This window comes from Devosia oryziradicis, assembly GCF_016698645.1.
GTDB classification, from domain to species: Bacteria; Pseudomonadota; Alphaproteobacteria; order Rhizobiales; family Devosiaceae; genus Devosia; species Devosia oryziradicis.
The window spans coordinates 1,204,161-1,229,778 of sequence record NZ_CP068047.1 but is presented as its reverse complement, the minus strand read 5'-3'; the positions used below and the strand labels follow the sequence as shown (position 1 = coordinate 1,229,778).

23 protein-coding genes are annotated in these 25,618 nt (G+C 64.5%); 2 read left to right on the top strand and 21 right to left on the bottom strand.

The window, feature by feature from the left end:
- Positions 1–37: 37 nt before the first annotated feature.
- Positions 38–1,327, bottom strand: coding sequence for an adenylosuccinate synthase (locus tag JI749_RS06175; protein WP_201660859.1), 1,290 nt, complete (start codon positions 1,325–1,327; stop codon positions 38–40).
- A 161-nt stretch (positions 1,328–1,488) separates the two neighbouring features.
- On the opposite strand from JI749_RS06175, the gene JI749_RS06170 reads away from it, so the two are divergent.
- Both JI749_RS06170 and JI749_RS06165 read left to right on the top strand, forming a co-directional pair.
- The gene (locus tag JI749_RS06170; protein ID WP_201660856.1) at positions 1,489–2,439 is read left to right on the top strand and encodes a DMT family transporter; all 951 of its coding nucleotides are present in this window, start codon (positions 1,489–1,491) and stop codon (positions 2,437–2,439) included.
- Positions 2,440–2,514: 75 nt separating this feature from the next.
- Positions 2,515–3,894, top strand: a complete 1,380-nt coding sequence (locus JI749_RS06165; protein WP_201660853.1) for an FAD-binding oxidoreductase — start codon at positions 2,515–2,517, stop codon at positions 3,892–3,894.
- Positions 3,895–3,941: 47 nt separating this feature from the next.
- Here the strand turns inward: JI749_RS06165 and serA are convergent, their stop codons facing one another.
- From serA to JI749_RS17640, 20 genes are all read right to left on the bottom strand, one after another.
- Positions 3,942–5,525, bottom strand: coding sequence for a phosphoglycerate dehydrogenase (serA, locus tag JI749_RS06160; protein WP_201660849.1), 1,584 nt, complete (start codon positions 5,523–5,525; stop codon positions 3,942–3,944).
- Positions 5,526–5,686: 161 nt separating this feature from the next.
- Complete coding sequence (locus tag JI749_RS06155) at positions 5,687–6,862, bottom strand: phosphoserine transaminase (RefSeq protein WP_201662613.1); 1,176 nt, start codon at positions 6,860–6,862, stop codon at positions 5,687–5,689.
- A 93-nt stretch (positions 6,863–6,955) separates the two neighbouring features.
- Positions 6,956–8,008 carry an ATP-dependent DNA ligase gene (locus JI749_RS06150; protein WP_201660846.1) on the bottom strand — a complete coding sequence of 351 codons (1,053 nt, stop codon included), beginning with the start codon at positions 8,006–8,008 and terminating at the stop codon, positions 6,956–6,958.
- Positions 8,009–8,056: 48 nt separating this feature from the next.
- Positions 8,057–9,040 (bottom strand): D-erythronate dehydrogenase, encoded by a 984-nt coding sequence (denD, locus tag JI749_RS06145; RefSeq protein ID WP_201660843.1) that lies wholly within the window; start codon positions 9,038–9,040, stop codon positions 8,057–8,059.
- A 132-nt stretch (positions 9,041–9,172) separates the two neighbouring features.
- Positions 9,173–9,904 (bottom strand): outer membrane protein, encoded by a 732-nt coding sequence (locus tag JI749_RS06140; protein WP_201660840.1) that lies wholly within the window; start codon positions 9,902–9,904, stop codon positions 9,173–9,175.
- 152 nt (positions 9,905–10,056) lie between these two features.
- Entirely contained in the window at positions 10,057–11,400 is a 1,344-nt protein-coding gene (gene glmM, locus JI749_RS06135) for a phosphoglucosamine mutase (protein ID WP_201660838.1), read from the bottom strand.
- Positions 11,401–11,527: 127 nt separating this feature from the next.
- Positions 11,528–13,456, bottom strand: a complete 1,929-nt coding sequence (ftsH, locus tag JI749_RS06130; RefSeq protein ID WP_201660835.1) for an ATP-dependent zinc metalloprotease FtsH — start codon at positions 13,454–13,456, stop codon at positions 11,528–11,530.
- Positions 13,457–13,995: 539 nt separating this feature from the next.
- Positions 13,996–15,270, bottom strand: coding sequence for a tRNA lysidine(34) synthetase TilS (gene tilS, locus JI749_RS06125; RefSeq protein ID WP_201660832.1), 1,275 nt, complete (start codon positions 15,268–15,270; stop codon positions 13,996–13,998).
- Complete coding sequence (locus JI749_RS06120) at positions 15,255–16,316, bottom strand: tetratricopeptide repeat protein (protein ID WP_201660819.1); 1,062 nt, start codon at positions 16,314–16,316, stop codon at positions 15,255–15,257. The genes tilS and JI749_RS06120 overlap by 16 nt, the downstream gene beginning before the upstream one ends.
- Positions 16,317–16,486: 170 nt before the next feature.
- The gene (gene pal / locus JI749_RS06115) at positions 16,487–16,936 is read right to left on the bottom strand and encodes a peptidoglycan-associated lipoprotein Pal (protein ID WP_233280915.1); all 450 of its coding nucleotides are present in this window, start codon (positions 16,934–16,936) and stop codon (positions 16,487–16,489) included.
- A gap of 273 nt (positions 16,937–17,209) precedes the next feature.
- Complete coding sequence (locus JI749_RS06110) at positions 17,210–18,460, bottom strand: glycoside hydrolase family 27 protein (RefSeq protein ID WP_201660813.1); 1,251 nt, start codon at positions 18,458–18,460, stop codon at positions 17,210–17,212.
- A 91-nt stretch (positions 18,461–18,551) separates the two neighbouring features.
- Entirely contained in the window at positions 18,552–19,862 is a 1,311-nt protein-coding gene (gene tolB / locus JI749_RS06105) for a Tol-Pal system beta propeller repeat protein TolB (protein WP_201660810.1), read from the bottom strand.
- Between the two features lie 53 nt (positions 19,863–19,915).
- Positions 19,916–21,115, bottom strand: coding sequence for a hypothetical protein (locus JI749_RS06100; protein ID WP_201660807.1), 1,200 nt, complete (start codon positions 21,113–21,115; stop codon positions 19,916–19,918).
- Positions 21,116–21,124: 9 nt separating this feature from the next.
- On the bottom strand, positions 21,125–21,571 hold the full coding sequence (locus JI749_RS06095) for an ExbD/TolR family protein (protein WP_201660804.1): 447 nt from the start codon (positions 21,569–21,571) through the stop codon (positions 21,125–21,127).
- A 1-nt stretch (position 21,572) separates the two neighbouring features.
- Positions 21,573–22,274: a protein TolQ gene (gene tolQ, locus JI749_RS06090; RefSeq protein WP_407644905.1), complete on the bottom strand. Its 702-nt coding sequence runs from the start codon at positions 22,272–22,274 to the stop codon at positions 21,573–21,575.
- 332 nt (positions 22,275–22,606) lie between these two features.
- Complete coding sequence (locus JI749_RS06085; protein ID WP_201660798.1) at positions 22,607–23,002, bottom strand: YbgC/FadM family acyl-CoA thioesterase; 396 nt, start codon at positions 23,000–23,002, stop codon at positions 22,607–22,609.
- Positions 22,999–23,808: a metallophosphoesterase gene (locus tag JI749_RS06080; protein ID WP_201660795.1), complete on the bottom strand. Its 810-nt coding sequence runs from the start codon at positions 23,806–23,808 to the stop codon at positions 22,999–23,001. Before JI749_RS06080 ends, JI749_RS06085 begins: the two co-directional genes overlap by 4 nt.
- Before the next feature lie 37 nt (positions 23,809–23,845).
- Positions 23,846–24,355 carry an NUDIX hydrolase gene (locus tag JI749_RS06075; RefSeq protein WP_201660792.1) on the bottom strand — a complete coding sequence of 170 codons (510 nt, stop codon included), beginning with the start codon at positions 24,353–24,355 and terminating at the stop codon, positions 23,846–23,848.
- Complete coding sequence (ruvB, locus tag JI749_RS06070) at positions 24,352–25,389, bottom strand: Holliday junction branch migration DNA helicase RuvB (RefSeq protein WP_201660789.1); 1,038 nt, start codon at positions 25,387–25,389, stop codon at positions 24,352–24,354. The genes JI749_RS06075 and ruvB overlap by 4 nt, the downstream gene beginning before the upstream one ends.
- 3 nt (positions 25,390–25,392) lie before the next feature.
- Positions 25,393–25,611: an AbrB/MazE/SpoVT family DNA-binding domain-containing protein gene (locus JI749_RS17640; RefSeq protein WP_201660786.1), complete on the bottom strand. Its 219-nt coding sequence runs from the start codon at positions 25,609–25,611 to the stop codon at positions 25,393–25,395.
- Positions 25,612–25,618: the final 7 nt, after the last annotated feature.

Below are 25,618 nucleotides of genomic sequence, written 5' to 3'. Positions count from 1 at the left end.
TACTCACAATTGCAGCTCTGTGTTGTAACAAAAAATATCAGTCTTGGAATGGGTCAACGACAAGGATGGTATCGAGCCGTTCCGGACTCGTCGACAGCATGGCGACCGGTGTGCCGATCTGCTCCTCGATATAGCGGACATACTTGATCGCCTGCGCGGGAAGATCGGCCCAGCTCCGCGCCCCGGCAGTGGTTTCCGACCAGCCTTCGAGGGTCTCGTAGATGGGCTTAACGCGCGCTTGTGCTCCCATTGAGGCAGGCAAATAATCTATCCGTGATCCATCGAGCTCGTAGCCGACGCAGACCTTGATCTCCTTGAGACCATCGAGCACGTCCAGTTTGGTCAGCGCAATCCCCGATATGCCAGAGGTCTTGACCGTCTGGCGGACCAGCACCGCGTCGAACCAGCCGCAGCGGCGCGGGCGGCCGGTATTGACGCCGACTTCCTTGCCCACATTGGCCAGGTGGCGGCCGATATCGTCATCGAGCTCGCAGGGGAACGGCCCTTCGCCGACGCGAGTCGTATAGGCCTTGGTGATGCCGAGCACATAGCCGATCGCCGTAGGCCCCAGGCCCGACCCGGCAGCGGCCTGGCCGGCCACGGTGTTGGAAGACGTCACGAACGGATAGGTACCGTGGTCATTGTCCAGCAGCGCGCCCTGGGCACCCTCGAACAGGATGCGCGCGCCGGCCCTGCGCTTGTCGTCGAGCACCTGCCACACCTGGTCCATGAAGGGCAGGATCTGCGCGGCGACCGAGGTCAGCTCGTCGTAGATTTTCTGTGCGTCGATCTCGACCAGGCCCATGCCGCGGCGCAGCGCATTGTGGTGGCCGAGCAGGCGCTCGATCTTGACCATGAGCGTATCGGGCTCGCTGAGGTCGATCAGGCGGATGGCGCGGCGGCCGACCTTGTCTTCATAGGCCGGGCCGATGCCGCGCTTGGTCGTACCGATCTTGAGGCCGGAATTGGAATCCTCGCGGATGGCATCGAGCTCGCGGTGCAGCGACAGGATCAGCGGCGCATTGTCGGCGATGCGCAGGATTTCCGGCGTGATCTTGACGCCCTGCCCGCGCAGCTTTTCCATTTCCTGCACGAAGTGGTGCGGGTCCACGACCACGCCATTGCCGATGACCGAGAGCTTGCCCTGCACCAGACCCGAAGGCAGCAGCGCCAGCTTGTAGCTCACGCCATCGATGACCAGTGTGTGTCCGGCATTGTGGCCGCCGTGATAGCGCACCACCACATCGGCGCGCTCCGAGAGCCAATCGACGATCTTGCCCTTGCCCTCGTCGCCCCACTGCGAGCCGACGACAACCACATTAGCCATTGAATTACCTTCTCCAGGATAGGCGCGACATGAAGGGCACGGCCGCCACGGCCGCACCCCTATCCACTTGGACGTCTGTCCCCCCGGCCACCTTGGGTAGAAATTTTGCCGATGGCCGAATAACTGCTAAGTCCGGTTGTCCATACATCACCAGGACGACGATGACAAAGCCGCTCCACCACCAAAATCGCGGCATTTCCGCCCGACTGCTCGACCAACCCTACCTGCTCCTGCTGCTGGCGCCCCTGTTCTGGGGCGGCAACGTGGTCGCCGCAAAGCTGGTGGTGGGCGAAATCGACCCCTTCCTGCTGCTGGGGGCCCGCTGCGTGGGCGCAACGCTGTTCATCCTCCCCTTTTCGTGGCGCTTTCTCAGGGCCGACTGGCCGGTAATCCGACGCACCTGGCCACTGCTCATGGCCTACGGCGCGGTCGGCTACGCGCTTTATAATGTCCTGCTCTATGTCGGCCTCACCACCACCACGGCCGTCAACTCGTCGATCGAGACGGGCGCCCTGCCCATGATGATTCTGGCGGCCAACTTCATCGTCTTCCGCGTGCGGGCTACCTGGCTGCAGATCCTGGGCGTGCTGATCGCCATCACCGGCGTGATGCTGACAGCCACGCATGGCGACCTCGGCCGGTTGCTGAAACTGGACATCAATATCGGCGACGGCTTCGTGCTGCTCGCCTGCCTCACCTACACCGCCTATACGCTGGCTTTGCGCTTCCGTCCGGACATCCACATGATGAGCTTCATGGCCGTCGCCTTCTCCGGGGCCGCCATTACCGGCGTGGTCATGCTGCAACTGTTCGGGCCCGGCATCGGCAGTTTTGCGACCATCCCCTCCATGTCGGCCACCGTATGGGCCGTGCTGGCCTATGTGATGATCTTTCCATCCATGTTCAGCCAGGTTGCCTATGCACGCGGGGTCGAACTGGTCGGCGCCAACCGTGCGGCGCCGAGCCACAATCTTATTCCCGTTTTCGGCGCGCTGGGCTCGGTCCTCATTCTGGGCGAGCGGCTGGAACCGTACCATTACCTGGCAGCGGCCATCATCATCGGCGGCATCGTGCTGGCCGAATGGGCCGCACGGCGAAAAATTCTTGCCTGAGGCCTAGGCAGGGCACATCGGTGTAACCATGTTGGGCCTTCCGGTCACGGCTACGTGATCGGCAAGGAGGGCTCCATGATTCTTCGTCTTCACACCCGCCCGGAGATCGGCCGCTTGGTTGAGGACTTGCCTGGCAAGGTCACCCTGCCCGGCGACCCTGTCTTTGAGCAGAACCGACGGGTGCTGTTCGACCCGGACGGATGTGTCCCCGCTGCCCTCGTGCGCGGCGCCTCGCCCGCCGACATCAGCCGGGTGATAGGCTTTGCCCGCCAACATGGCTTCGACCTGGCCATCCGCGGCGGCGGGCACAGCAGCGCCGGACACGGCACCGTCGATGGCGGGATCGTCATCGATCTGCGTGATCTTGATGACGTCGCGGTCGACGAACCGACCAGCACGGTCTGGGTCGGTGGCGGCGCAACGGTCCGCGCGGTGCTCAAGGCACTGGAGCCGCACGGTCTGGTGGTCGGCTTTGGCGATTCCGGCGATGTGGGCGTGGGCGGGATCGTCTCCGGCGGTGGCATCGGCTACCTGTCGCGCCTCCACGGCGCCACGATAGACTCGGTGCTCGCAGCAGAAGTCGTGCTGGCCGATGGCCGCTTCGTCATGGCCGGCCCGGACAGCGAACCCGATCTATTCTGGGCAATCCGCGGCGGCGGTGGCAATTTCGGCGTCATCACGCGCATCCAGTTCCAGGCGCGCCCGCTACCGGCCTTTACCGGCGGCATGCTGGTATTGCCGGGCACGGCCGAAACCATCGCCGCCTTCGTCGCGGCAGCGCAGACGGCGCCCGAGGCACTCTCCGCCATCGCCATGGTCATGCCGGCGCCGCCGGCGCCCTTTATCCCCGAGGCCTACAAGGACAAGCTCGTGCTGTTCGCGATGATGGCCTTTGCCGGACCGGACGACGCGGCCGCCGCCGCATTGGCCCCGTTCCGTGCCCTCGGCCCTGTCTTCGATGCGGTAAAGCCGGGACCGTTGCTCAGCCTCTATGACGGACCGGGCGGCGAACCGCCGGGCATGCCCGAAACGCGGACATTCTTTGTCGATCGCATCAGCAAGGATGCGGCACGCACCATCGTGGGCTTCCTGACCGAATCGGATTCCGCCATGCGCATGGTGCAGATTCGGGTGCTGGGCGGCGCTGTGAACCGCGTACCCTCAGGCGACACGGCCTATGCTCATCGCGACGCGCAGATCATGATGTTCCTCGCCAATTTCTACAGCGATCCGGCAGACCGGTCCAAGCGCAGCAAGTGGGTGGACGACCTGATGTCCGCGCTGCGCCAGGAGCACGAAGGCGCCTATGTCAATTTCCTCGGCGACGAGGGCCCGGCCCGCACGCGGAGCGCCTATCCCGGCCCGACCTGGGACCGGTTGCGCCGCATCAAGCGGCAATACGATCCGGAGAACGTGTTCCGGCGCAACCAGAACATCCCGCCGGCATCTGCATGAACAAAGGCCGGCCCCTGGGGGCCGGCCTTTTCGCATGAGCTGTGCGCCTAGAACCGCAGGGCTTTGGCCTGCTTGACGCCTTCCAGGGCGGCGATCTCGGCCAGCTGCGGTTCGGTCAGGGTGCCGTCAATCGAGACCAGCGCGATAGCGTCTGAACCGACATCGACGCGGCCAAGGTTGAAGTTGGCGATGTTGATGCCAAGCTTGCCCAGCAGCGTACCGAGGCGGCCGATATGGCCGGGCTTGTCCTCATTGGTCACGTAGAGCATGGACGGCGTCAGTTCGGCCTCCATGTTGATGTCCTTGACCTGGATGACGCGCGGCTTGCCATTGGCGAAGATAGTGCCGGCGACGCCGCGCACCTGCCGTTCCGTGGTCACCGTGAGGCGGATATAGCCCTCATACGCGCCCTGGCGATCGCGGGTCGTGGTCTCGACGGTGATACCGCGATCCTTGGCGATCTGGGGCGCCGAGACCATGTTGATGTCGCCCAGCGACGGCTTGAGCACGCCATTGATCGCCGCCGCGATCATCGGCTTGATATTGAGCTGGGCCACATTGCCCTCGAACTCGATCTTGATGCCCTTGATCGCCGTCTCGGTAAGCTGGCCGGCAAACGAACCCAGCGTCTCGGCGAGCTTGACCCAGGGGGTCAGGATCGGGGCTTCCTCGGCCGAGATGGACGGGAAGTTGAGCGCATTGGTGATCTCGCCGCTCATCAGGTATGCCGAAATCTGCTCGGCCACCTGCAGCGCCACGTTCTCCTGCGCTTCGGTGGTTGCAGCGCCCAGATGCGGCGTGCAGATGACATTGGGCAGCTCGAACAGCGGATTGTTCTGGGCGGGCTCCTCAAGGAACACGTCGAGCGCAGCGCCGGCGACGTGGCCGGACTTGAGCGCGTCATAGAGCGCGGCCTCATCGATCAGCCCGCCACGGGCGCAGTTGATGATGCGAACACCCTTCTTGGTCTTGGCCAGGGCCTCGGCATTGAGGATGTTGCGCGTCGCGTCGATCAGCGGCGTGTGCAGGGTGATGAAGTCGGCGCGAGCGAGGAGTTCGTCCAGCTCGACCTTTTCGACGCCCAGCGTCTGGGCGCGCTCGGGCGTCAGGAACGGGTCGAAGGCAATGACCTTCATGCGCAGGCCAATCGCACGGTCTGCGACGATCGAGCCGATATTGCCGGCACCGATCAGGCCCAGCGTCTTGTTGGTCACTTCGACGCCCATGAAGCGGTTCTTTTCCCACTTCGAAGCGCGGGTCGAGGCGTCGGCTTCCGGCAGCTGGCGGGCCAGGGCCATCATCATGGCAATGGCGTGTTCCGCCGTGGTGATCGAGTTGCCGAAGGGCGTGTTCATCACGATGATGCCCTTCTTGGTCGCAGCCGGAATGTCGACATTGTCGACACCGATACCGGCGCGGCCGATGACCTTGAGATTGTCGGCGGCGGCAATGATCTTCTCGGTAATCTTGCTGGCCGAGCGGATGGCCAGGCCATCATACTGGCCGATCACCTCGAGCAGCTTTTCCTTGTCCTTGCCCAGATCGGGCAGGTAGTCGACCTCCACGCCATTGTCCTTGAATATCTGGACGGCGGTGGGGCTCAGCTTGTCGGAAACGAGAACCTTGGGCATTTGGGGAAGTCCCTGGAATGAGAAGAGTTTTTTGTTTGGGTACCCCCACCTAGCCTCCCCCTGATAGGGGGAGGGACAGCTCCGAGCGTTTGGCGAGATAGTGCCACCAACTCGATCAGCTCCTCCCCCATCAGGGGGAGGTTGGGAGGGGGTATCCGGCGTTAAGCGGCAGCCTTGTTCAGCGCCGCGAGTTCTTCGGCAAAGGCATAGTCCAGCCACGGCACCAGGGCCGCGAGGTCGGATGCCTCGACAGTCGAGCCGGCCCAGATACGCAGGCCCGAAGGAGCGTCCTTGTAGGCGCCGATGTCATAGGCGACGCCGGCCTTGTCCAGCCGTGAGACGATTGCCTTGGCAAAGGCCGCCTGCTTGTCGGCATCGAGGGCGGTAACGGCCGGATCGACGATCGAGAAGCACACCGAGGTGTTGGAGCGGTTGGCCGGGTTCTTGGCCAGGAACTCGACCCAGTCGGTCTTGGCTACCCAATCTGCCAGGACCTTGAAGTTGGCATCGGCGCGGGCCTGCATGCCCTTGAGACCGCCAACGGTCTTGCCCCATTCCATGGCGTCGATCGCATCCTCGATGCAGATCATCGACGGCGTATTGATGGTCGCGGCCTCGAAGACTTCCTCGAGCAGCTTACCGCCCTTGGTGAGGCGGAAGATCTTGGGGAGCGGGCGGTCCGGCTTGAAGGTCTCGAGCCGTTCGACGGCGCGCGGCGACAGGATCAGCACGCCATGAGCAGCTTCACCCCCGAGGGCCTTCTGCCAGGAGAAGGTGATGACATCGAGCTTGGCGAAATCGAGATCCTGCGCGAAGGCAGCCGAGGTGGCATCGCAGATGGTGAGGCCCTTGCGGTCGGCGGCGATCCAGTCGCCATTCTCGACGCGAACGCCCGAGGTCGTGCCGTTCCAGGTGAAGACCACATCGCGGTCGAAATCGACCTGGCCCAGCTCCGGCAGTTCGCCATAGGGCGCCTTGAGGACGCGCACGTCGTCGAGCTTGAGCTGCTTCTGCACGTCGGTGACCCAGCCCTCGCCGAAGCTTTCCCAGGCCAGCATGTCGACGCCGCGGGCGCCCAGCATGCTCCAAAGCACCATCTCGACGGCGCCGGTATCGGAGGCGGGTACGATGCCGATGCGATAGTCTGCCGGCACTTCGAGCAGTTCGCGCGTCAGGTCGATGGCGCGCTGGATGCGGGCCTTGCCCGGCTTGCTGCGGTGCGAGCGGCCGACCAGCGCATTGCTCAGCGCTTCAACCGTCCATCCGGGACGCTTGGCACATGGGCCCGACGAAAAATTGGGGTTTGCCGGTTTTACCGCCGGTGCGGTCAGGGGCATTGCAGCCATATCAAGCGACCCTCCCAGGTCTATGCGTCTCGCGTTAGGGCGAGATGTCCTGAGGCGGGAAATACTCCCGAGGCGGGGATGACGTCAATGAGTCTTTTGGCGGCGACCAGCGGCCTTGGTTAGCACGGCACCAATAACCTGGTCGGGCGCGGCAGGTTGTGCCATCTGGTCAAAGGTGCACTGGGAGGGCGCCTTGTCGGGACGCCAGCGATGCAGTCGCGTGCCATGGCGAAAACGGCGGCTGGTTACCTGGTCGTAGAGCACTTCCACCACCAGTTCCGGCCTGAGCGGCACCCATTCCGCCGAGCGCTCGGTGGACCAGCGGCTTGGGCCGCCGGGAGCCTTGCCCGTAAAGCCGGGGCCACCCTTGAGGGCTTCGAGCCGGCGGGTCAGATCCGGCTTGTCCTTCGCCGCTATGGCCGAGGTGAAGCCGACATGGTCCAGTTTGCCCTGTTCGTCGTAAAGGCCGAGCAGCAGCGAGCCGACCTGGTCGCTGTCGGTGCCATAGCGGAATCCGCCTACCACGCAGTCGGCCGAGCGGATGCGCTTGATCTTGCGCATGGCGCGCTCGCTGCTGGCATAGGGGTCGTCGCTGCGTTTGGCGATGACGCCATCGAGCTCGGTACTGAGACCCTCCAGCCAGTGCCGTGCCTGCGCGGCATCGGCGGTTATCGGCGACAGCCGCAATCGGTCGCTGCCGACGTCCTTCACATAGCGCTCCAGCGCGGCCCGCCGCGCGCGGAGGGGCTTGTCCAGCCAGGATTCGCCATCCAGGTCCAGCAGGTCGAAGACCACCAAGAGTGCGGGAGTTTCACCAGCCAGCTTCTTCACGCGACTGGCAGCCGGGTGCAGCCGCGCCTGCAATGCGTCGAAGGATGCGACGCCATCGATCGGCACGATCAGTTCGCCATCGAGCATCACCGTGTCGCCGGGCAGTGCTCCGACCAGCTCCACCATTTCCGGGAAGTAGCGGCCCAGCGGCTTGCCCGACTTGGCCCACAGGTCAACCTGCCCTGCCTGCTTGCAGGCCAAGCAACGGAAGCCGTCCCACTTGGGCTCGAACTGCCAGCCCTCGTCCTTGGGCAAGTCAGCAACCGACTTGGCTTCCATCGGCGGCACGAAGGTAAGCTTGGGCATGGCGTGGTCTCCGGAGCGATCAACGCCGGAAGCCGAGGGTCGTTGCCCTCAGCCGATCGTGCCGCCCAGTTCATCCTCGATATGGATGCGGATGATCTCGTCGAAACTGGCGTCGCCGCGGAAGCCGAGCGCCTGCGCCCGGCTTGCCTCGAAGGCCTTGGGCCAGCCGGCGACGATGTCGATGATGGTCTGGTCGGGTTCGCGCTTGATCAGCGCCGTGGCAGATGTGCCGGCAACGCGTTCGAGCGCAGCGATCTCCTCGCTGACAGTGGCGGCAAGGCCGGGCATGGTGAGGTTGCGCTGGTGGCCCAGGAGCGCCGTATCGATGTTGGCCGCATGGACCAGGTATCCCACGGCCGCCCTCGGACTGGCGAACCAATGGCGCACACTGTCAGCCACCGGCAGCACGGCTTCCTGCCCTGCCAGCGGCTCGCGCAGAATGCCTGAGAAAAAGCCGGACGCAGCCTTGTTGGGCTTACCCGGCCGCACGACGATCGTGGGGAGGCGAATGCCCACGCCATCGACAAAGCCGCGCCGCGAATAGTCGGACAGCAGCAGCTCGCAGATCGCCTTCTGCGTTCCGTAGCTTGTCAGCGGCGTGTGGTGGTGGGTATCGCCGATTACCTCCGGCAGCGGCTCGCCGAACACGGCGATCGACGAGGTAAAAACCAGGCGCGGACGATAGGACCCGCCCTGACCGGCAAGGCGAATGGCCTCCAGCAGATGGCGGGTGCCGTCCAGATTGATGCGATAACCCTTTTCGAAATCGGCTTCCGCCTCACCCGACACGATGGCCGCCAGATGAAAGATCAAGTCTGGCCGGTCGGCGATCAGTTGCGCCGATACCTCCGGTCGCGAAAGGTCCACGGCGGCAGTGGTAATCGGAATGGTGGCCTGCGGCGGTTGCGGATCGACGACATCGGCCAGGGCAAGGCCCGTAATGGCCCGGCCGCCGACATTGCCTGATGCAAGCAAAGCCGAAACCAGCTTGCGCCCGACCATTCCCGCCGCGCCGATGACCAGAACCTTCATTTCGCCCCCCAAATCGCCATGGAACCGATCCTAGCCTGCCTCGGCATGGGGAGCACAAACAAAATCGGCGCCCTTCTGGACGCCGATTGCTTGGAGATCAGCGGGCCGTGGCTATCCCGCCACGCTCCGTTTTTAGTTGAAGCGGTAGCGGATCGTACCGCGCACTTCATGCGCCCAGTTGTTGGCAATGGTGTAGGGGAACGGGGCTGTCGTATTGGCAATGCTGGAAATGTAGAGGGCGCGATAGCCCACATCGGCGACCACCTGACCGAAGTCATAGCCGACACCGACCATACCGGCAGCGGCCAGGCTGGTATTGTTGTCGCTGGTCGTTGCGCCGAGCGGATCGGTCACGGTCGAGCGGTTGAAGGCAACACCGGCACCCGCGCCGACATAGCCGAACGTCCCGCCGCCGGCGCCATAGCCGCCGCCACCCAGGCCGAAGTCATAATAGGCGTTGGCGAGCACAACCGTCGAGCGCAGCGCAAGGGTGTGGACGCCATTCTGAAGCGGTGGATTGTAGGCAGCCGGAACAGTGGCTCGCATGCCGTCATTGGACAGGTAGTCGGCTGTCACGTCGAAGCGCAGACCGGTTCCCGTTTCGTAACCGAAGCCGGCGCCCACCGAGTAGCCATAGCCGAAACCGTCGATCTCGAAGGTCGCCGGGACGCTCGGATGATTGACATGGGGTGCCCACAGCGCATTCAGTGCAGCGCTGCCGCGCAGGTAGAAGGAGCCCGAAACGCCGTAGTCTACATCTGGGATTTCGATTATCGGCGGGTAGTAAGGCATATCGGCGGCGATTGCCTGTCCACCAACGACGGCGGCTCCTGCCACCATCATCGTAGCGATGAACTTACGCATGGAAAAACGTCCTCTGGGTTGCCACGACACGAGTCGATTGACACCCAATATCCGCCAATTTCCTTAAAGCGCGCTTAACCTAAAAACTTAACCCTAACGAGTTCACAACGGCGCTGGCATAGTTAACCGACAGTAAATATTGCCGACAACTCCTAGGCGACTTGCAGTATTGCCTGCTCGATCTGCGACACCACTGTGTTGACCAGCGAAGCGTCGTCGGCTTCGCCCATCACACGGATGACCGGCTCGGTTCCCGACGCACGCACGACCAGGCGCCCGCCTGCCCCGAGCATGGCCTGCCCGTCGGCAATGGCTGCGATGACCTGCTTGTGCTCAAGCGGCTTTCCCGACTTGAACTTCACGCTGCGCAGCAACTGCGGCACCTTGGTAAAGCGCGCGCAGATTTCCGACACGCTCCGCTCTTGCTGCTTGAGCACGGCCAGCAGTTGGAGCGCCGCGACCAGCCCGTCGCCTGTCGTGGTGAAATCGGAAAGGATGATATGGCCCGATTGCTCGCCACCCACGTTGAAGCCCTTGCTGCGCATGGCTTCCAGCACATAGCGATCGCCGACCTGGGTGCGTTCCAGGGTCAGGCCAAGCGAGGTCAGGTAGCGCTCAAGCCCCAGGTTGGACATGACGGTGGCCACGATGCCGCCACCGAGCAGCATCTCGCGCTGCAGCCAGCTCTGGGCGATGACGGCCATGAACTGGTCGCCGTCGACGACCTCGCCCTTTTCGTCGATGATGATGACCCGGTCCGCATCGCCATCGAGCGCAATGCCGATATCCGCGCGCACTTCCTTGACCTTGGCGGCGACTGCCTCGGGTGCGGTGGAGCCGACCTTGTCGTTGATGTTGAAACCGTCAGGCTTGTCGCCGATGGTGAAGACCTCCGCGCCCAGTTCCCAAAGGGCCACCGGGGCGACCTTGTAGGCGGCCCCATTGGCGCAATCGAGCACCACACGCAGCCCCGCCAGGTCGGTGCCGCGCGGCAGGGTGCGCTTGGCATATTCGATGTAGCGGGTACGCGCTTCCTCGTCGCGATGGGCGCGACCGATGCCGCGGCCATGGGCCAGCAGGTTCGACATGTCCCCATCGATCATGCGCTCGATTTCGAGCTCGATCTCGTCGCTGAGCTTGTAGCCGTCGGGGCGGAACAGCTTGATGCCGTTGTCTTCGTAAGGATTGTGCGAGGCCGAGATCATGACCCCGAGATCGGCCCGCAACGAGCGGGTCAGCATGGCGACGGCCGGGGTCGGCATGGGCCCGAGGAAATAGACATCCATTCCAACGGCGGTGAACCCGGCGCCCAGCGCACTTTCGATCATGTAGCCCGAGCGGCGGGTATCCTTGCCAATGACCACGCGATTACGGTGGTCGCCACGCACGAACTTGTGCCCCGCCGCCATGCCCACGCGCAAGGCCAGCTCCGGCGTCAGCTTGCTGCCATTGGCCAGGCCACGAATACCGTCGGTACCAAAATACTTGCGTGCCATAACGTCCTGTCCCCTCAGCCCGTCGATTCCGGTCGCGCGGGATAATACCACTTTTGGGCGAAATAGCGGAGAATCCCGCCAAGCAAAAGGGCCGCCTTTCGGCGACCCCTGCCAAACTGTTGCTGCCTCAGCTGTTGGGCTGCGGCTCGAGACCCGGCTCGGGCGGCGCATCCGGACGCTTCTTGCCCGCCTTGCCGGCCGACGGCACGCCACTGGCCTTGGCCGTCGGGCCGTTGTCGTCGGGCCGCGTCGGCTGCACGCCATCCATCAGGGCGCGCAACTCGTCGCCGGTCAGCGTCTCGTATTCGAGCAGCGCCTGGGCGATGGCCTCCCACTGGTCGTGGTAGGTGGTGAGGATTTCCTTGGCCGAGGCCTCGCCATCCTCGATCAGCTTGCGCACTTCCTGATCGATGATGCGCGCCGTGTCGTCCGACATGTGCTGGCTCTGCGTCACCGAATGACCGAGGAACACTTCCTGGTCGTTGCTCTTGTAGCGGACGCGGCCGAGCTTCTCGCTCATGCCCCATTCCATCACCATCGAGCGCGCCAGGTTGGTCGCCATCTGGATATCGCCGGACGCGCCGGAAGTGACCTTTTCGGGGCCGAACTTGATGATCTCGGCCTCGCGGCCACCGAACAGCATGGTGAGGCGGGCCAGGGCCTTTTCCCGTGAGAACGAATAGCTGTCGCTTTCGGGCAGGGTCATCACCATGCCCAGCGCACGACCGCGCGGGATGATGGTCGCCTTGTGGATCGGGTCGATGCCGGCAACCTTGAGCGCGATGATAGCATGCCCGGCCTCATGATAGGCCGTCAGCTTCTTCTCGTCCTCGGACATGGCCATGGTGCGGCGCTCGGCGCCCATCATGATCTTGTCCTTGGCGTCTTCGAATTCCTGGTGGGTGACGAAGCGCTTGTTGCGCCGCGCCGCCATCAGGGCTGCTTCGTTGACGAGGTTCATCAGGTCCGCGCCGGAGAAGCCGGGCGTACCACGGGCCAGCACCTTGAGGTCGACATCGGGCGCCAGCGGCACCTTGCGGACGTGGACTTTGAGCACCTTTTCGCGGCCCGAGACATCAGGATTGGGCACGACGACCTGCCGGTCGAAGCGACCCGGACGCAGCAGCGCCGGATCGAGCACGTCAGGACGGTTGGTGGCGGCAATCAGGATGATGCCCTCATTGGCCTCGAAACCATCCATCTCGACCAGCAGCTGGTTGAGGGTCTGCTCGCGTTCGTCGTTACCGCCGCCCAGGCCGGCGCCACGCTGGCGGCCGACGGCGTCGATTTCGTCGATGAAGATGATGCAGGGCGCATTCTTCTTGGCCTGTTCGAACATGTCGCGGACGCGCGAAGCGCCCACGCCGACGAACATTTCCACGAAGTCCGAGCCCGAGATGGTGAAGAAGGGCACATTGGCTTCGCCGGCGACCGAACGGGCCAGCAGCGTCTTGCCGGTACCCGGAGGGCCGACCAGCAGCACACCGCGGGGGATGCGGCCACCCAGGCGCTGGAACTTGCCCGGATCGCGCAGGAATTCGACGATTTCCTCGAGGTCCTGCTTTGCTTCATCAACACCGGCGACGTCCTCGAACGTCACCTTGCCATGCGTTTCGGTGAGCAGTTTGGCGCGCGACTTGCCAAAGCCCATGGCGCCGCCACGGCCACCGCCCTGCATCTGGCGTATGAAGAAGAACCACACGCCGATGATGACGATGAAGGGCAGCCAGGACGACAGCAGCATCTGCCAGAACGGGCTCGTTTCGAGCGGGCGCGCAGTGATGGACACGCCCTTGTCCTCAAGACGGTTGATGATCTCGGCGCCTTCGGGCAGCACGGTTTCAAACCGCGTACCGTCGCGCAACGCGCCGGAGACGACATTTTCGGTGATAGTAACGCTGCTCACGCTGCCGGCTTCGACATCGGAGACGAACTGGCTGTAGCTCTTGTCGGAAACCGACGTCGAGCGGGTCGACGATTGGAAGACCTGGAACAGCCCCATCAGCATGAAGAGAATGACCAGCCAGATGGCGAAGTTGCGGAAGTTTCCGTTCATCAATCCTGTCCCGGAGAAGCCGACGCAAGCGGGCGCGGCGGTGTGCCGAATGTATGTCCGGCATTAGGGCGTTACAAGGGCAAGACCTGCGGCGGTTTGCATGCCTCGTCCAGTCATAATGTCGCGATTGGGTTAATACGCGGTGGGGATTCGGAAGGTTCCATCTGGCGTGCACAAGCCCCGCCTGCACCGCGGTTGTCGTATCGATCCGGGTTGCTCAGCGGTGAGACGCCAAGGGGCGTTCGGCGAGCTATGGTGGCGAGGCGCTTGCCTCGAAAAGGGATAGATAAAGGAAGTGAGGCCGTTGCCCCGCCACCACGCCAGGATTTTCGCGGGTCCGGGCCAGGTACGCTGTGTCGCAAGCGCAGCTGCCGAATTCCCCCCGCCCAATGGAAGCGACCTTCCATCCCTGGCTGCCTTCACGGTCATCACTCGTCATGACCGGCTCTGCCGTGAAGATGAGGAGGAGTATGCCGGATGTCCTAAGGGGCGGGGATAAGTTCGTTGTGGAGTGGTTCGAAGAGCGCCGAACAGCAATCTCAATCGATCAGCAGCTGCACTTTGATGCGCTCGTCGAAGCTCCAGCCGCCCAGCGACAGCACGCCGCCACTGGCATCGCGCACGATCGGCGCCGTGCGGATGGCTTCGGCGGGGGCCGTGATCTTGAAGCCCAGGAATTCCTCGAGCCGGTGGCGTGGCAGGTATTCGGCGACGCTGGCCGTGAGGTCCGCTTCGGGCGACGCATTGACGATGCGGAAGCGCTCGTCCCACACCAGCTCGCCATGCGGCATCAGCACGGCATCCGACGGCAGGGCCCGACCGGGCTCGCGCGCGACGGCCACCGCCCCGTCCTTGACCCGGATGACACAACCCAGCACGGTGGTGGCCTTGGCCAGCCCCTGTTCGGCAATGGTGCGGCGCAACCGCTCCACCTGCCCCAGGGCCCGCGGCTTCTGCCGGCCGCCGACGATGTTGAGCACCCGCCCGAGCAGTCGCGTCGAAATGGCCGGGCTGAGCCCGACAAACGGCGCAAGCTCGATCCGCGCCGCACCGAAGCCATCCAGTCGCACGATCTCGGCAAAGCATCCATCGGCCATCTGGCTGATCGCCGCATCGGCCTCGGCCATGCGATCGGCAAACAAGCTCAGCGCTGCGGCATCGAGGCCAAGGTCGGCCAGTTGTGGCATGGCCTGGCGCCAACGCACCCGCTCGTAGTGTCGATCGGCATTGGAGGGGTCTTTGGCAGGCACCAGGCCCGCCGCCTCCACCACCGCGCGCAGCGCTGCCGGATCGATGGACAGCAGCGGCCGATAGACGCGGATACCCTCGACCTCGGCCATCGCGGCCATGCCCCTCAGCCCCTCGATGCCGCTGCCATGCGCTAGGCGCATCAGCACGGTCTCGGCCTGGTCCTGCTGGTGGTGGGCCGTCAGCAGCACCGTGGCGCCGTCCTCGGCCATGGCAGCGCCCATGAGCTGGTAGCGGGCACTGCGCGCCGCTTCCTGGACGCCGGTTTGCGGTTTTTCCCCCAGCCAGGCCAGGCCGCGGGCGGCGAGACCCAGCCCATGCGCAGCCTCGACCACCATGGCAACCTCGGCCGCTGCCTCGGGGCGCAGGCCGTGATCGACGGAATAAACCACCAGCCTCGGCGCCGCCTCGCGTTGCGCCGCCCAGCGCTGCGCCAGCAGCATCAGGGCAAGGCTGTCCGCCCCACCCGATACGGCCAGCGCGACGACCGGCTCGCCGGCTACCGCCGCGAACAGGGCATCAAGCCCAGCCGGGCCTTCGATATCAGGGGTCACGCGGGTGGGCATTCAGCCCGGGTCTTTTCCTCGCCGAGCCGGGTCACGAAGGCCGGCTCGAGCGCCGTATAGCGCTTGTCGATTTCCGCAAAGGTGCGACAGGCGGTTTCCCGCTCGCCGGCACCGGAAAGCGACATTCCCAGCTTGAGCAGCAGATCTGGCGCCTGCTTGCTGTCGGGCGCCTTCTGGAAGGCGTTGAGCAACACCTCCGCGGCCTCGTCATACGCAGCGCGCGCGATCAGCACGTCACCCAGAAAGCTCGCGGCATCGGTGGCCTGCGCGCTGTCGGGATAAAGCTCGATATATTGGCTGAACTGATCCTCGGCGAAGGCATAGTCGCCCTTGGTCAGGGCGTCATAGCCCGCTGCGAACTGGGCATCGGCATCGGGATTCCCCGAATTTGCGGCTGCCGGATCATAGCTCAGGTCCAGCGGCTGACCCGTGGTAAGATCGACGCCGCCCTGGGCACCGGTGCCGACCAGCGGATCGGCGGATTCACCGACCGTTGCCGAGCCATCGTTGAATGTCGGGTCGAACTCGGCCTCGCCAGGCAGAGGCTGCACGCCCTGCTCGGGGATCTCGGTCAGCGGAATGCCGTTGGCGTCTACGGGGACGGCATTGGGATCGGCCGGGGAGGTGGCGGCGCCGGGGCTCTGCGGCAACGTCCCGGGCTGCGCAGCGCCGCCCGCCGACGTTGCCGCGTCAGGTTTTGGGCCGGCACCGCCTTCGATCGCCTGGAAGCGGGACTCGTTGTCCTGCTGCATGCGATTGAGCAGTTCCTGCAACTGGGTCAGCTGGAAGGTAAGGCCGTCGATCTGGCCGCTCTGCAGCCGCAGCTGCTCTTCGAGCTGCTGGATGCGCACCAGCAACTGCGCCGTGTCCTGAGCCTGGGCGACATGGATGCGGGCAGGCGCGGCATTGGTCAGCGTAAGGCCGCTGAGCTCACCGGGAGGCATGGGTGTGGTCTGCGCCGCCATGCCCGGAAGGGTGATGCCAAGGGCGACTGCGACGGTGCAAAGCGCCGTTCGTCCCCTTCTCAGTAGTGCCGTGAGCTGCAAGCGACGCCTCCAATGCGCTGGGTCCGATGCACAACATGGTGCCGATGCAGCTGCCGATAAAGGGCAATTTTGGTCAAAAGAAAGCGCCCGGGCCAAATACGCGGCTCCGGGCGCTCTTGCCTCCAGTTTGCACTGGATATCAAGCTCCCCCAAGGGGAGAGCGTTATGCCTTACTGGACGACGGTGACCGCGCGGCGGTTCTGCGACCAGCAGGAAATGTCGTTACAGATCGCCACCGGGCGTTCCTTGCCGAAGGACTGGGTAGTGATGCGCTGCGAATTGACGCCCTTGGAAACAAGGTAGTTCACGACCACCGAACCACGGCGCGCACCCAGTGCGATATTGTATTCGCGGGTCCCGCGCTCGTCGGCATGGCCTTCGATCAGGATGCGGTAGTTCTGGTACTGGTTGAGCCAGGCTGCCTGCTTGTCCAGCGTCGCCATGGCTTCCGAGGTCAGCGAGGACGAGTCGGTTTCAAAGAACACGCGGTCGCCCACCGAGACCAGGAATTCCTGCTGGCTGCCCGGGGCACCACCGCCCGGCCCGAGATTGCCAACGCCTGTGGGCATGGCATTGGGCGTGCGCGAACAGGCCGCGATGACCACGACGAAAAGCAGCATCGCGGCAGCGCGCAACGCGGTGTTGATGGGTGCGGTAATGACCACGGGGAAGCTCCTGAAAGGCAACAATCTTAAGCACGGCATTTACCGCGCTTAATCTTAAGGCCGGGTTTGCCGGAGTGGTTAATCTTGTCCTATTCGGGCGCGAATGTGGCGGGAATCCGGGCTTTTTCGTGATGGTGCCGGATTACCACAGCGACAGCGGACGATCACGTTAAGGTTAAGTGACGTGCATCGCGGCCTTCGCCGGGATGACATCGCGTCTGGGTTGGATCAGCCAGCTGACAGCCGATAGAGCGCCGCGCCATGACTGGGCAGGGTGGCGGAAATCTCGCCGCTGGCGGTGCCTATCTCCCGCTGCGTCCACAGATCGCGAACCAGAACCGCGCCGGCAACACCCAGCCGCGACAACTTGAACGGCACGAGCTTCTCGGCCTTGGACGTGTTGAACAGCGCGAGGTAGTGATCGCCATTCTCCGCCCGGGCCGACCAGATGCGGGTGCCATCCAGTTCGAAATGCGGCTGGTTATCGCTCGAGCGCTGGTTGACCGCGATCACCTCGGGGTTGGTAAGGAGCCTAAGCGTCGCTTCGTCGAGGTGGCGCAGGTCGCCGCCCATGATCAGCGGCGAGCGGGCGATGGACCACAGGGTCATCAGCGTCTGCTGCTCGTCCGGCGTGAAGCGGGTGTCGCGGTCGCCCAAAGCGAGGCGGCCCAGCGGCAGCATGTCGGCATCTGGCCAGGCTCCTGGCTTGCGCCAGGGGTTCCAGTTCTCCAGCCTGACAAACTGGGCATCCAGCATGGACCAATCGTCCCAGAAGTCGTCGCTGATCCGCCACATCTGGGCGTGCTGCTGCACATGTGCGCCGCGCAGCAGCGGCGTTTCGCCCGGCGACAGCGACAGGATCATCGGCCGCCCGGACCTTTGGATCGCCAGCGCCGCCGCCTCGATCTCGGGCGCGTGGGCATCATAGGGCCGGCTCATGTCGTCCATCTTGATGAAGTCGACGTCCCATGCGGCATAGAGGGCGAATATGGAGTCGTAGTAGGCCTGCGCACCAGGCTTGCCCATGTCGACGCCGAACATGTCCGGATTCCATGAACAAATGCTGGTCGTGTCGGCAATGTCGGCGGCGTGGAGGTCGGTGCCCCACACCGGCAGGTTTTGCTCGACTGCCAGCCGGGGAATGCCGCGCATGATGTGGATGGCGAATTTCAGCCCCAGCGCATGCACCTGGTCGGCAATTGCCTTGAAGCCCACGCCATTGGCAGCCGAAGGGAAGCGATTGAGCGCCGGTGTCACCCGGCCGAAGCCGTCCATCGTCGGTACCGGCCTGGCATTATAGGTATAGCTCTGCGCGGCCGGCTCGTACCACTGGATGTCGATGGTGAAGACGTCGTAGCCCGCCGGCAGGAGCTTGTCGGCCATGATGGCCGCCGTCTCCAGCGCCTGTGCCTCGTTGATCGTGGTGGCAAAGCTGTTCCAGCTGTTCCAGCCCATCGGCGGGGTGGGAGCGAGGGTCATGGTAGGGCCTTTCAGAACACGGTGAGGAGGATAGCCCCCTCACCCGGCGTTGCGCGCCGACCTCTACCCCGAAGGGAGAGGTGATGCCGGCTTAGGTCCGCAATGCCGACCAGGCTGGGTCCGACGCATAGCTTTCGGTCGGGATGGTCAGCAGGTTGCGGCCCCAGATGTCGATGCTCATCAGACGCGGGCCATCATTGCCGCCCGGATCCTGGAAGAACATGATGACGCGGCCATTGGGTGCCCAGGTCGGACCCTCTGCGTGGAAGCCCGAATAGAGCAGCCGTTCACCAGACCCGTCGGGGTTCATCACCCCGATGGAGAACTGCCCCCCACCCTGCCGGGTGAACGCGATCAAGTCGCCCTTGGGCGACCAGACCGGCGTCGAATAGCTGCCCTGGCCGAAGCTGATGCGCTGAGGGTTACCGCCGCCCGAGCCCATCATGTAGATCTGCGGCGAACCGCCCCGATCGGACTCGAAGGCGATGCGGCTGCCATCGGGCGAGTAGGACGGGCCGGTGTCGATGGCTGCACCGGACGTAAGCTGCATGGGCTGTCCGCCGCCGGTGCCCACCGCATAGATATTGGTCGCGCCGGCCTGTTCCACCGAAAAGGCGACCGTGCCGCCATCCGGGGAGAAGCGAGGCGCGAAAGTCATCGCGCCCACATTGGCGAGCCGCTGCTGCCGTCCGGACGACAATTGCAGCAGGTAGACCTGCGGATTGCCCTCGGCGAAGTTCATGTAGGTGACCATATCGCCATTGGGCGAGAAGCGCGGGGTCAACGCCATGGATGAACCGTCGGTCAGGTACTGCGCATTGGCGCCGTCCTGATCCATGATCGCAAGGCGGCGGACGCGATTGGCCTTTGGCCCGCTCTCGGCCACGTAGATCACCCTTGTATCGAAATAGCCGCCGCCGCCCGTCAGCGACTCGTAGATGGCGTCGGACATCTGATGAGCGACCCGGCGCGCCGAGTTAGGGTCGGTATTGTAGCTCTTGCCCGTCACATTGGTGCCACCGCGCACGTCCCAGACGCGCATCGAGCCCGAAACGGTGCCGCCGCGCTCGACGGCACCCATGACCACGGCGTCGACATTGACGGTCAGCCAGGTGTTGAAGTCGGGCGTCGCATTGACGTCGCCCACCTGCACCGGCAATGCGGCCGGATCGAGCGGCAGGAACAGGCCCGAGCGCTGCAGGTTGGCACGCACGATATTGGCGATTTCGGCGCCGAAGGCGGGATCCGACGATGCGAAATTAGGAATGGCGATCGGCAATGGACGGAAATTCGCGCCCTCGACGGTAACATTGAGCTGGGCGAAGGCTCGCGGCGCCATGGCCATTGCCAAGCCACCGGCGAGGCCGAGCTGAAGCGCATTGCGCCGGGTGATCAGGGTCATTTCAGTCTCCATTTCCTGGCCATGCCTCTAGAAGGCAAAGGCGGCGATTTTGGTCACGGACGCAAGGTGACGTTGATATTTTGCCATTGGTCGTAGCTGGCGGCGGACAGCATGTCATAGGGCCCGCAATTGTTGACGGCCGCGACGGCCTTCTGGGCGATGGTAATTGCTTCCGGCTGCTGGCTCATCGAGACGATCTGCGCCAGGCTGGCGAGCGATCCGTTTTGGTTGAGCCGCACGTTGACCACGATTTCGACGCCGCTCGCCTGCTCGTTGGGCAGCAGGTTCCAGCATTGCTTGATCTTGGCGACGAAGGCGCCGATCTCGGTCTGGCTCAAGGTTGCAGATGTGCCCGTCGTGTCGCCGAGCGTGGGCGACCCGCCCTGCCCCGTGGTGGCGCCGGTGGTGTTGTCGCGGTTGATGATGGCCGAGATGTCGTCGGCAAGTGCGGCATCGAGTGGCGCCGGATCTGGTCGCGTCGTCGGGGCCGGTGTCGGGGTCGGCTGCTCGGCCGCTGCCGCGCGCTTGCGCTCCTCTTCCTCACGCTTCTTGCGCTCCGCCTCGGCGGCCGCAAACTTTTCGCGCAACTGGGTCAGATTGCTCGGGCGCGATGCGGGCACCGGCGCAGCAACGGCCGGCGTTGCCGGCTCGGGCTCGGGCTCGGGCGCCGGCTCGGGGGTAGGCTCCGGAGTCGGTTCCGGCGTGGGCTCGGGGGTAGGCTCCGGCACCGGCTCGGGGGTAGGCTCCGGCACCGGCTCGGGCGTCGGCTCGGGACGTGTCGCGGGCACCGGCGGCACGACCGGTTCGGGTTCCGGTACAGGCTCGGGCGCCGGTGCGGGCTCTGGTGCTGGCTCGGGTTCTGGTGCCGGCTCCGGCGCGGGTTCCGGTTCGGGCTCGGGTTCCTGCACGGGATCTGGTTCCGGGGTGGGCTGCGGCGCAGGCGCCGCATTGGTGACCGGAGTGGGAGTGGGTATGTCGGCCGGCGACGGGGTCGGTTGATCCTGCTCGGTATTGCCGGTCGGCTCGGCGATCTCCGCCGGCTGGTCGTCCTCGACGATGGATGGCGTGTCGGTCTCGACGACCTGGCTGTCGAGCTGGCCAGCACGGAGGCTGGCATATTCCTCGATCGGCACCAGATCGACCGCGATGGATTCCACCACCGGCGTCAACGGCTCCGCAAAGCCCAGGTTGATGAGGCCGATGGCCAGCACCGCAACGTGGGCAACGATGGAGACGGTTACGCCGGTACGCATCGGACTGGACTATTCTTCCGGCTGCGTGATGAGGCCGATCTTGGAGAAACCTCCAGCCGACAACAGGCCCATGACGCGCATCACCGCACCATAATTGGCGCTGGTATCGCCGCGCAGGAAGATGCGGTCCTCCGCACCATTGACACCCAGCGCATTGAGCTGTGCCACCAGGTCTGCCTCGGCCACCGGCGTCTCGTCGATGAACACGGCGCCTTCAGGGGTCACGCCCACGGTGATCGGGTCGGCCTGGTTCGGCATGGCCGCTGCGGCTGAACTGGGCAGGTCGATCGGCACGCCGGCCGTCATCATCGGCGCCGCCACCATGAAGATGATCAGGAGCACCAGCATCACGTCGACCATCGGCGTGATGTTGATCTCACTCATCACCGCTCTCTTGCGGCCGCGACGACGGCGCCCGCCGCCTCCACCGCCCGCCGATACGCCACCCATGCCCATGTCAGCGGCTCCGCGCTTCGAGCTGGCGGCTCAGGATGGTCGAGAATTCGTCGGCAAAGCCTTCGAGCCGGGCGATCATCTTGCCGGCATCGGAGCTGAGCTTGTTGTAGGCGATGACCGCCGGGATAGCGGCGACCAGGCCGATAGCCGTGGCAAACAGCGCCTCGGCGATCGGGCCGGCGACGACGGCCAGGCTGGTATTGGACGAGGCTGCAATGGCGGTAAAGGCATTCATGATGCCCCAGACCGTGCCGAACAGGCCGATGAACGGGCCGGCCGAACCGATGGTGGCAAGGAACCCGAGGCGCTTTTCCAGATGCTCGCTCTCCCGCGCTATGGCGACGTCGAGCACCTTGTCGAGGCGCTGCTGCATGCCCACGAAGCTGGCCGCGTTCTGCTCGTGGCTGCGCTTCCATTCTTTCATGGCGGCAACGAACACCGCGCCCAGCCCGCCGGTCGGCTTCTCGGCCTGCTGCTGATACAGCTCTTCCAGCGACTGGCCGGACCAGAACGTGCGCTCGAACTTGTTCATCTCGCTATTGGTGCGGCGATAAGTGATGGTCTTGTCCACGATGATGGCCCAGCACCAGATCGAGGCACCCAACAGGCCCAGCATCACCGATTTCACGATCCAGTCCGCGGCCCAGAACAGGCCCCAGATGGACAAATCAGCGTGCGGAGCAACGGCCCCCACAGCGTCCACGGCTTCCATGTAGTGATCCTTTTCGGCCCGGTTCCTGCACCCGACCCTCAAGCATCAGGCGATGGGGTCGAAATCTGTCAAAATTAAGAGAAATGCCCGGAGAACGGGACCCTTGGGCCCCCGCAACCGAACACCTGTTCGCTTTGCCGCAATTATGGTCAAGGAGAGGTTAACAAAGAGAGTCGGGGTACTCACCCCCCGTTAGGGGAGAGGTGGACTTGCGGGGGCAGGCGGCCTTCCCCCAGCGCCTCACCCAGTACAGGCCCCCTCACCCGGCGCTACGCGCCGACCTCTCCCCCGAAGGGAGAGGTCAAGAGGTGCGAGCGCAAGACCTATCGCCCGGCAAAGCGCTCCAGTATCGCCCTTGGCATCCGCGCCGGTCCGCCCGACGTCTTGATGGCAACCACCACCACAGTGGCCCGCGTCAGCGCCACGCCATCACGCAAAATTGCCTGCCTGAGGGTCAGCCTTGCGCCGCTTATGGCCGCCACCTCGGTGGTGACGTCGAGCAGGTCATCGATATGGGCAGCAGCGTCGAAGGCGATCTCCATGGATCGGACCGCAAAGGCGATGCCCTGCCCGGCCAGTTCGGAATGATGGATGCCCTCGCCGCGCAGGAACTCGGTGCGGCCGCGCTCGAAGAACTTGAGATAGGCCGCGTGGTAGACATTGCCCGAAAAATCGGTGTCCTCGTAATAGATGCGAACCGGGAAGTGATACTCGCTCATCGGCGCGTGCCTCCCAACTCGATCAGCACGATTTCCGGCCTTGTCCCGATGCGCAGCGGCACGCCCGAATAGCCGAGCCCGGCGCTGACGATCAACTGCTTGCGGCCCTCGGTATAGTGACCATGGGCATAGCGGCTGCCATGGCGCGACGGCACCACCGGCGTCCGTCCGAAAAGCCTGATCTGCCCGGCATGAGTATGCCCGGACAGTGTCAGCGCCACACGGTCCGGCGTGTCGGGAAACAGGTCCGGCTCATGCGCCATCAGGATGATCGGCTCGTCGGTATCCACCTGCGCCAGCGTCGCATCGAGGTCGTCCACACCAAGGCCTCGCCCAAAGCCGCGCACGCCCTGGGCAAAGGCGAACTGGTCGCCAAGCCCCGCCAGCCAGAATCCCTGGCCGGCATGGGCCAGGCGGACGGCCCGGTTGGTATAGACCGGGATGCCCGCGGCCTCGAGGGCCCGCTCGGCCGCCACCGGTCCTCGCTTGAGATCTTCGCGCACATAGCCGTCATAGTCGTGGTTGCCCAGCACGGCATGCACGCCCAGCGGGGCCCTCAAGGCGCCCAGTTCCGCCGCCCAGTGTTCTGGCGCGAGTGGCCAGCTCAACCGGGGACCGGACGCATAGTCGCCGAGCAACACGATGAGGTCGGGTGCCAGATGGGCAACCTCGCGGCCGATATTGCGCAGCCGGATCGCATCCATATAGGGCGCACAGGCATGGAAATCGCTGAGCGCCACGACCCGCAATGCCAGGGCATCGGTCCAGCCGTGGAGGCGGGGGGCATAGGGCGCAACATGGGTCATGCCAGCCAACTCCCCGCTTGGTTGGTGCGCGCCGGGATCACCAGGTCGCCCCCGCTTCGTGGAAGATCACATGCTCCGGCATGCCCGACAGCGTCCGCAACCGGACCGGCAGCCAGGGTGGCATCAACCGCGCCTGGCTCAGTGCGGGTCCGTCCAATGGCAGCCAGGAGAACTGCAGCAGCTTGCCTTCGTCTTCACGAACCAGGAAGCGCTGCGGCCCACCCGGGCGGATGTCGGGGGGCAATTGGATCGCGTAGATGAAGCTGAGTTCATGGTAGCGCTCGCCCTCGCGACCATAGAAGCTCTCATAGGTGAACAGCAGGGGACCGATCGTGGCTGGCATGGCCAGTTCTTCCTCGATCTCCCGCGCCAGCGCTACGTTGCTGGCTTCGCCCATTTCGACGCGGCCGCCCGGCAGCATGCAATAATCGTCGTCGTTCTCACGGTCGACCAGCACATGGCCGTCACGGATTGCGGCGCCGGCGACGCGATAGTTGAACCGCGTGCCATCCGCCGCAAAACTGAGCATGGTGCGCGGGCCGGTCACTCCTCCTCCGGTTCTTCGAACAGGCTCGCCTGGAGCCCGACAAAACCCTGCGGCACCACTTTGCCCAGATGCTGGAAAGCAATGCCGGTAAGCATGCGACCCCGCGGGGTGCGCTGGATGAAGCCCTGCTGGATCAGGTAAGGCTCGACGATTTCCTCTATGGCGTCGCGCGGCTCGCTGAGCGCGGCGGCAATCGTCTCGATGCCGACCGGCCCGCCATTGTAGAAGTCGGCAATGGTGGTGAGGTACCGCCGGTCGAGCTGGTCGAGACCGCGCGCATCGACGTCGAGGCGCAACAGCGCCTTGTCGGCGAGCTTACGGTCGATTTCACTGGCGCCCTCGACCAGGGCGAAATCGGTGACGCGGCGCAGCAGTCGCCCGGCAATACGCGGCGTGCCCCGCGAACGACGGGCGATTTCCATCGCGCCGTCGGGCGCCATCGGCATGCCCAACAGCCTCGCCCCGCGCTGCACGATCTGCACCAGTTCCTCGGGCGTATAGAAATTGAGCCGCACCGGAATGCCGAAGCGGTCGCGCAACGGCGTGGTGAGGAGGCCGGCGCGGGTGGTGGCGCCGACCAGGGTGAACTTGGCGAGATCAATGCGCACCGAGCGCGCCGCCGGGCCCTCGCCGATGATCAGATCGAGCTGGAAGTCCTCCATCGCCGGATAGAGCACTTCCTCGATCGCCGGATTGAGCCGGTGGATCTCGTCGATAAAGAGCACATCGCGCTCTTCGAGATTGGTGAGCAAAGCCGCCAGGTCCCCCGCCTTGGCGATGACGGGGCCGGACGTGGCGCGAAAGCCGACGCCGAGTTCACGCGAAATGATCTGCGCCAGCGTGGTCTTACCGAGGCCAGGCGGCCCGACGAACAGCACATGGTCGAGCGCCGAACCGCGCTGCTTGGCGGCCTGGATGAAGACTTCGAGATTGGCCCGCGCCGCCGCCTGGCCGACAAAATCGGCAAAGCCGGACGGGCGCAGGGAGACGTCGAGCGGATCGTCACGACCGGCGGCGGGAGAAGTGAGGGTCACGAACTACGATACCAATTCAACAACGTATGACCCGTCGTCTTGGGCCAAATACCTAAGCTTGTCGCCACCCTTCAGGCCCAACTCGTGTCGGATAGCAGCTGGTATTGTAATTCGACCGCGGGTCGAAACACATAGGGTGGTTATGGTCAGGGCACCCTCAGCATTCGAAAGATGGCTGGGCAGGAGCCTGAATAGCTCTACTGGCCTTCTTTGTTCTGCCACTCTTGCC

Excerpts from the sequence above, each read along its gene's own strand:
- JI749_RS06175 (WP_201660859.1), bottom strand. The coding sequence starts at position 1,327 with ATGGCTAATGTGGTTGTCGTCGGCTCGCAGTGGGGCGACGAGGGCAAG.
- JI749_RS06170 (WP_201660856.1), top strand. The coding sequence starts at position 1,489 with ATGACAAAGCCGCTCCACCACCAAAATCGCGGCATTTCCGCCCGACTG.
- JI749_RS06165 (WP_201660853.1), top strand. The coding sequence starts at position 2,515 with ATGATTCTTCGTCTTCACACCCGCCCGGAGATCGGCCGCTTGGTTGAG.
- serA (WP_201660849.1), bottom strand. The coding sequence starts at position 5,525 with ATGCCCAAGGTTCTCGTTTCCGACAAGCTGAGCCCCACCGCCGTCCAG.
- JI749_RS06155 (WP_201662613.1), bottom strand. The coding sequence starts at position 6,862 with ATGCCCCTGACCGCACCGGCGGTAAAACCGGCAAACCCCAATTTTTCG.
- JI749_RS06150 (WP_201660846.1), bottom strand. The coding sequence starts at position 8,008 with ATGCCCAAGCTTACCTTCGTGCCGCCGATGGAAGCCAAGTCGGTTGCT.
- denD (WP_201660843.1), bottom strand. The coding sequence starts at position 9,040 with ATGAAGGTTCTGGTCATCGGCGCGGCGGGAATGGTCGGGCGCAAGCTG.
- JI749_RS06140 (WP_201660840.1), bottom strand. The coding sequence starts at position 9,904 with ATGCGTAAGTTCATCGCTACGATGATGGTGGCAGGAGCCGCCGTCGTT.
- glmM (WP_201660838.1), bottom strand. The coding sequence starts at position 11,400 with ATGGCACGCAAGTATTTTGGTACCGACGGTATTCGTGGCCTGGCCAAT.
- ftsH (WP_201660835.1), bottom strand. The coding sequence starts at position 13,456 with ATGAACGGAAACTTCCGCAACTTCGCCATCTGGCTGGTCATTCTCTTC.
- tilS (WP_201660832.1), bottom strand. The coding sequence starts at position 15,270 with ATGCCCACCCGCGTGACCCCTGATATCGAAGGCCCGGCTGGGCTTGAT.
- pal (WP_233280915.1), bottom strand. The coding sequence starts at position 16,936 with ATGCTGCTTTTCGTCGTGGTCATCGCGGCCTGTTCGCGCACGCCCAAT.
- JI749_RS06110 (WP_201660813.1), bottom strand. The coding sequence starts at position 18,460 with ATGACCCTCGCTCCCACCCCGCCGATGGGCTGGAACAGCTGGAACAGC.
- tolB (WP_201660810.1), bottom strand. The coding sequence starts at position 19,862 with ATGACCCTGATCACCCGGCGCAATGCGCTTCAGCTCGGCCTCGCCGGT.
- JI749_RS06100 (WP_201660807.1), bottom strand. The coding sequence starts at position 21,115 with ATGCGTACCGGCGTAACCGTCTCCATCGTTGCCCACGTTGCGGTGCTG.
- JI749_RS06095 (WP_201660804.1), bottom strand. The coding sequence starts at position 21,571 with ATGGGCATGGGTGGCGTATCGGCGGGCGGTGGAGGCGGCGGGCGCCGT.
- JI749_RS06085 (WP_201660798.1), bottom strand. The coding sequence starts at position 23,002 with ATGAGCGAGTATCACTTCCCGGTTCGCATCTATTACGAGGACACCGAT.
- JI749_RS06080 (WP_201660795.1), bottom strand. The coding sequence starts at position 23,808 with ATGACCCATGTTGCGCCCTATGCCCCCCGCCTCCACGGCTGGACCGAT.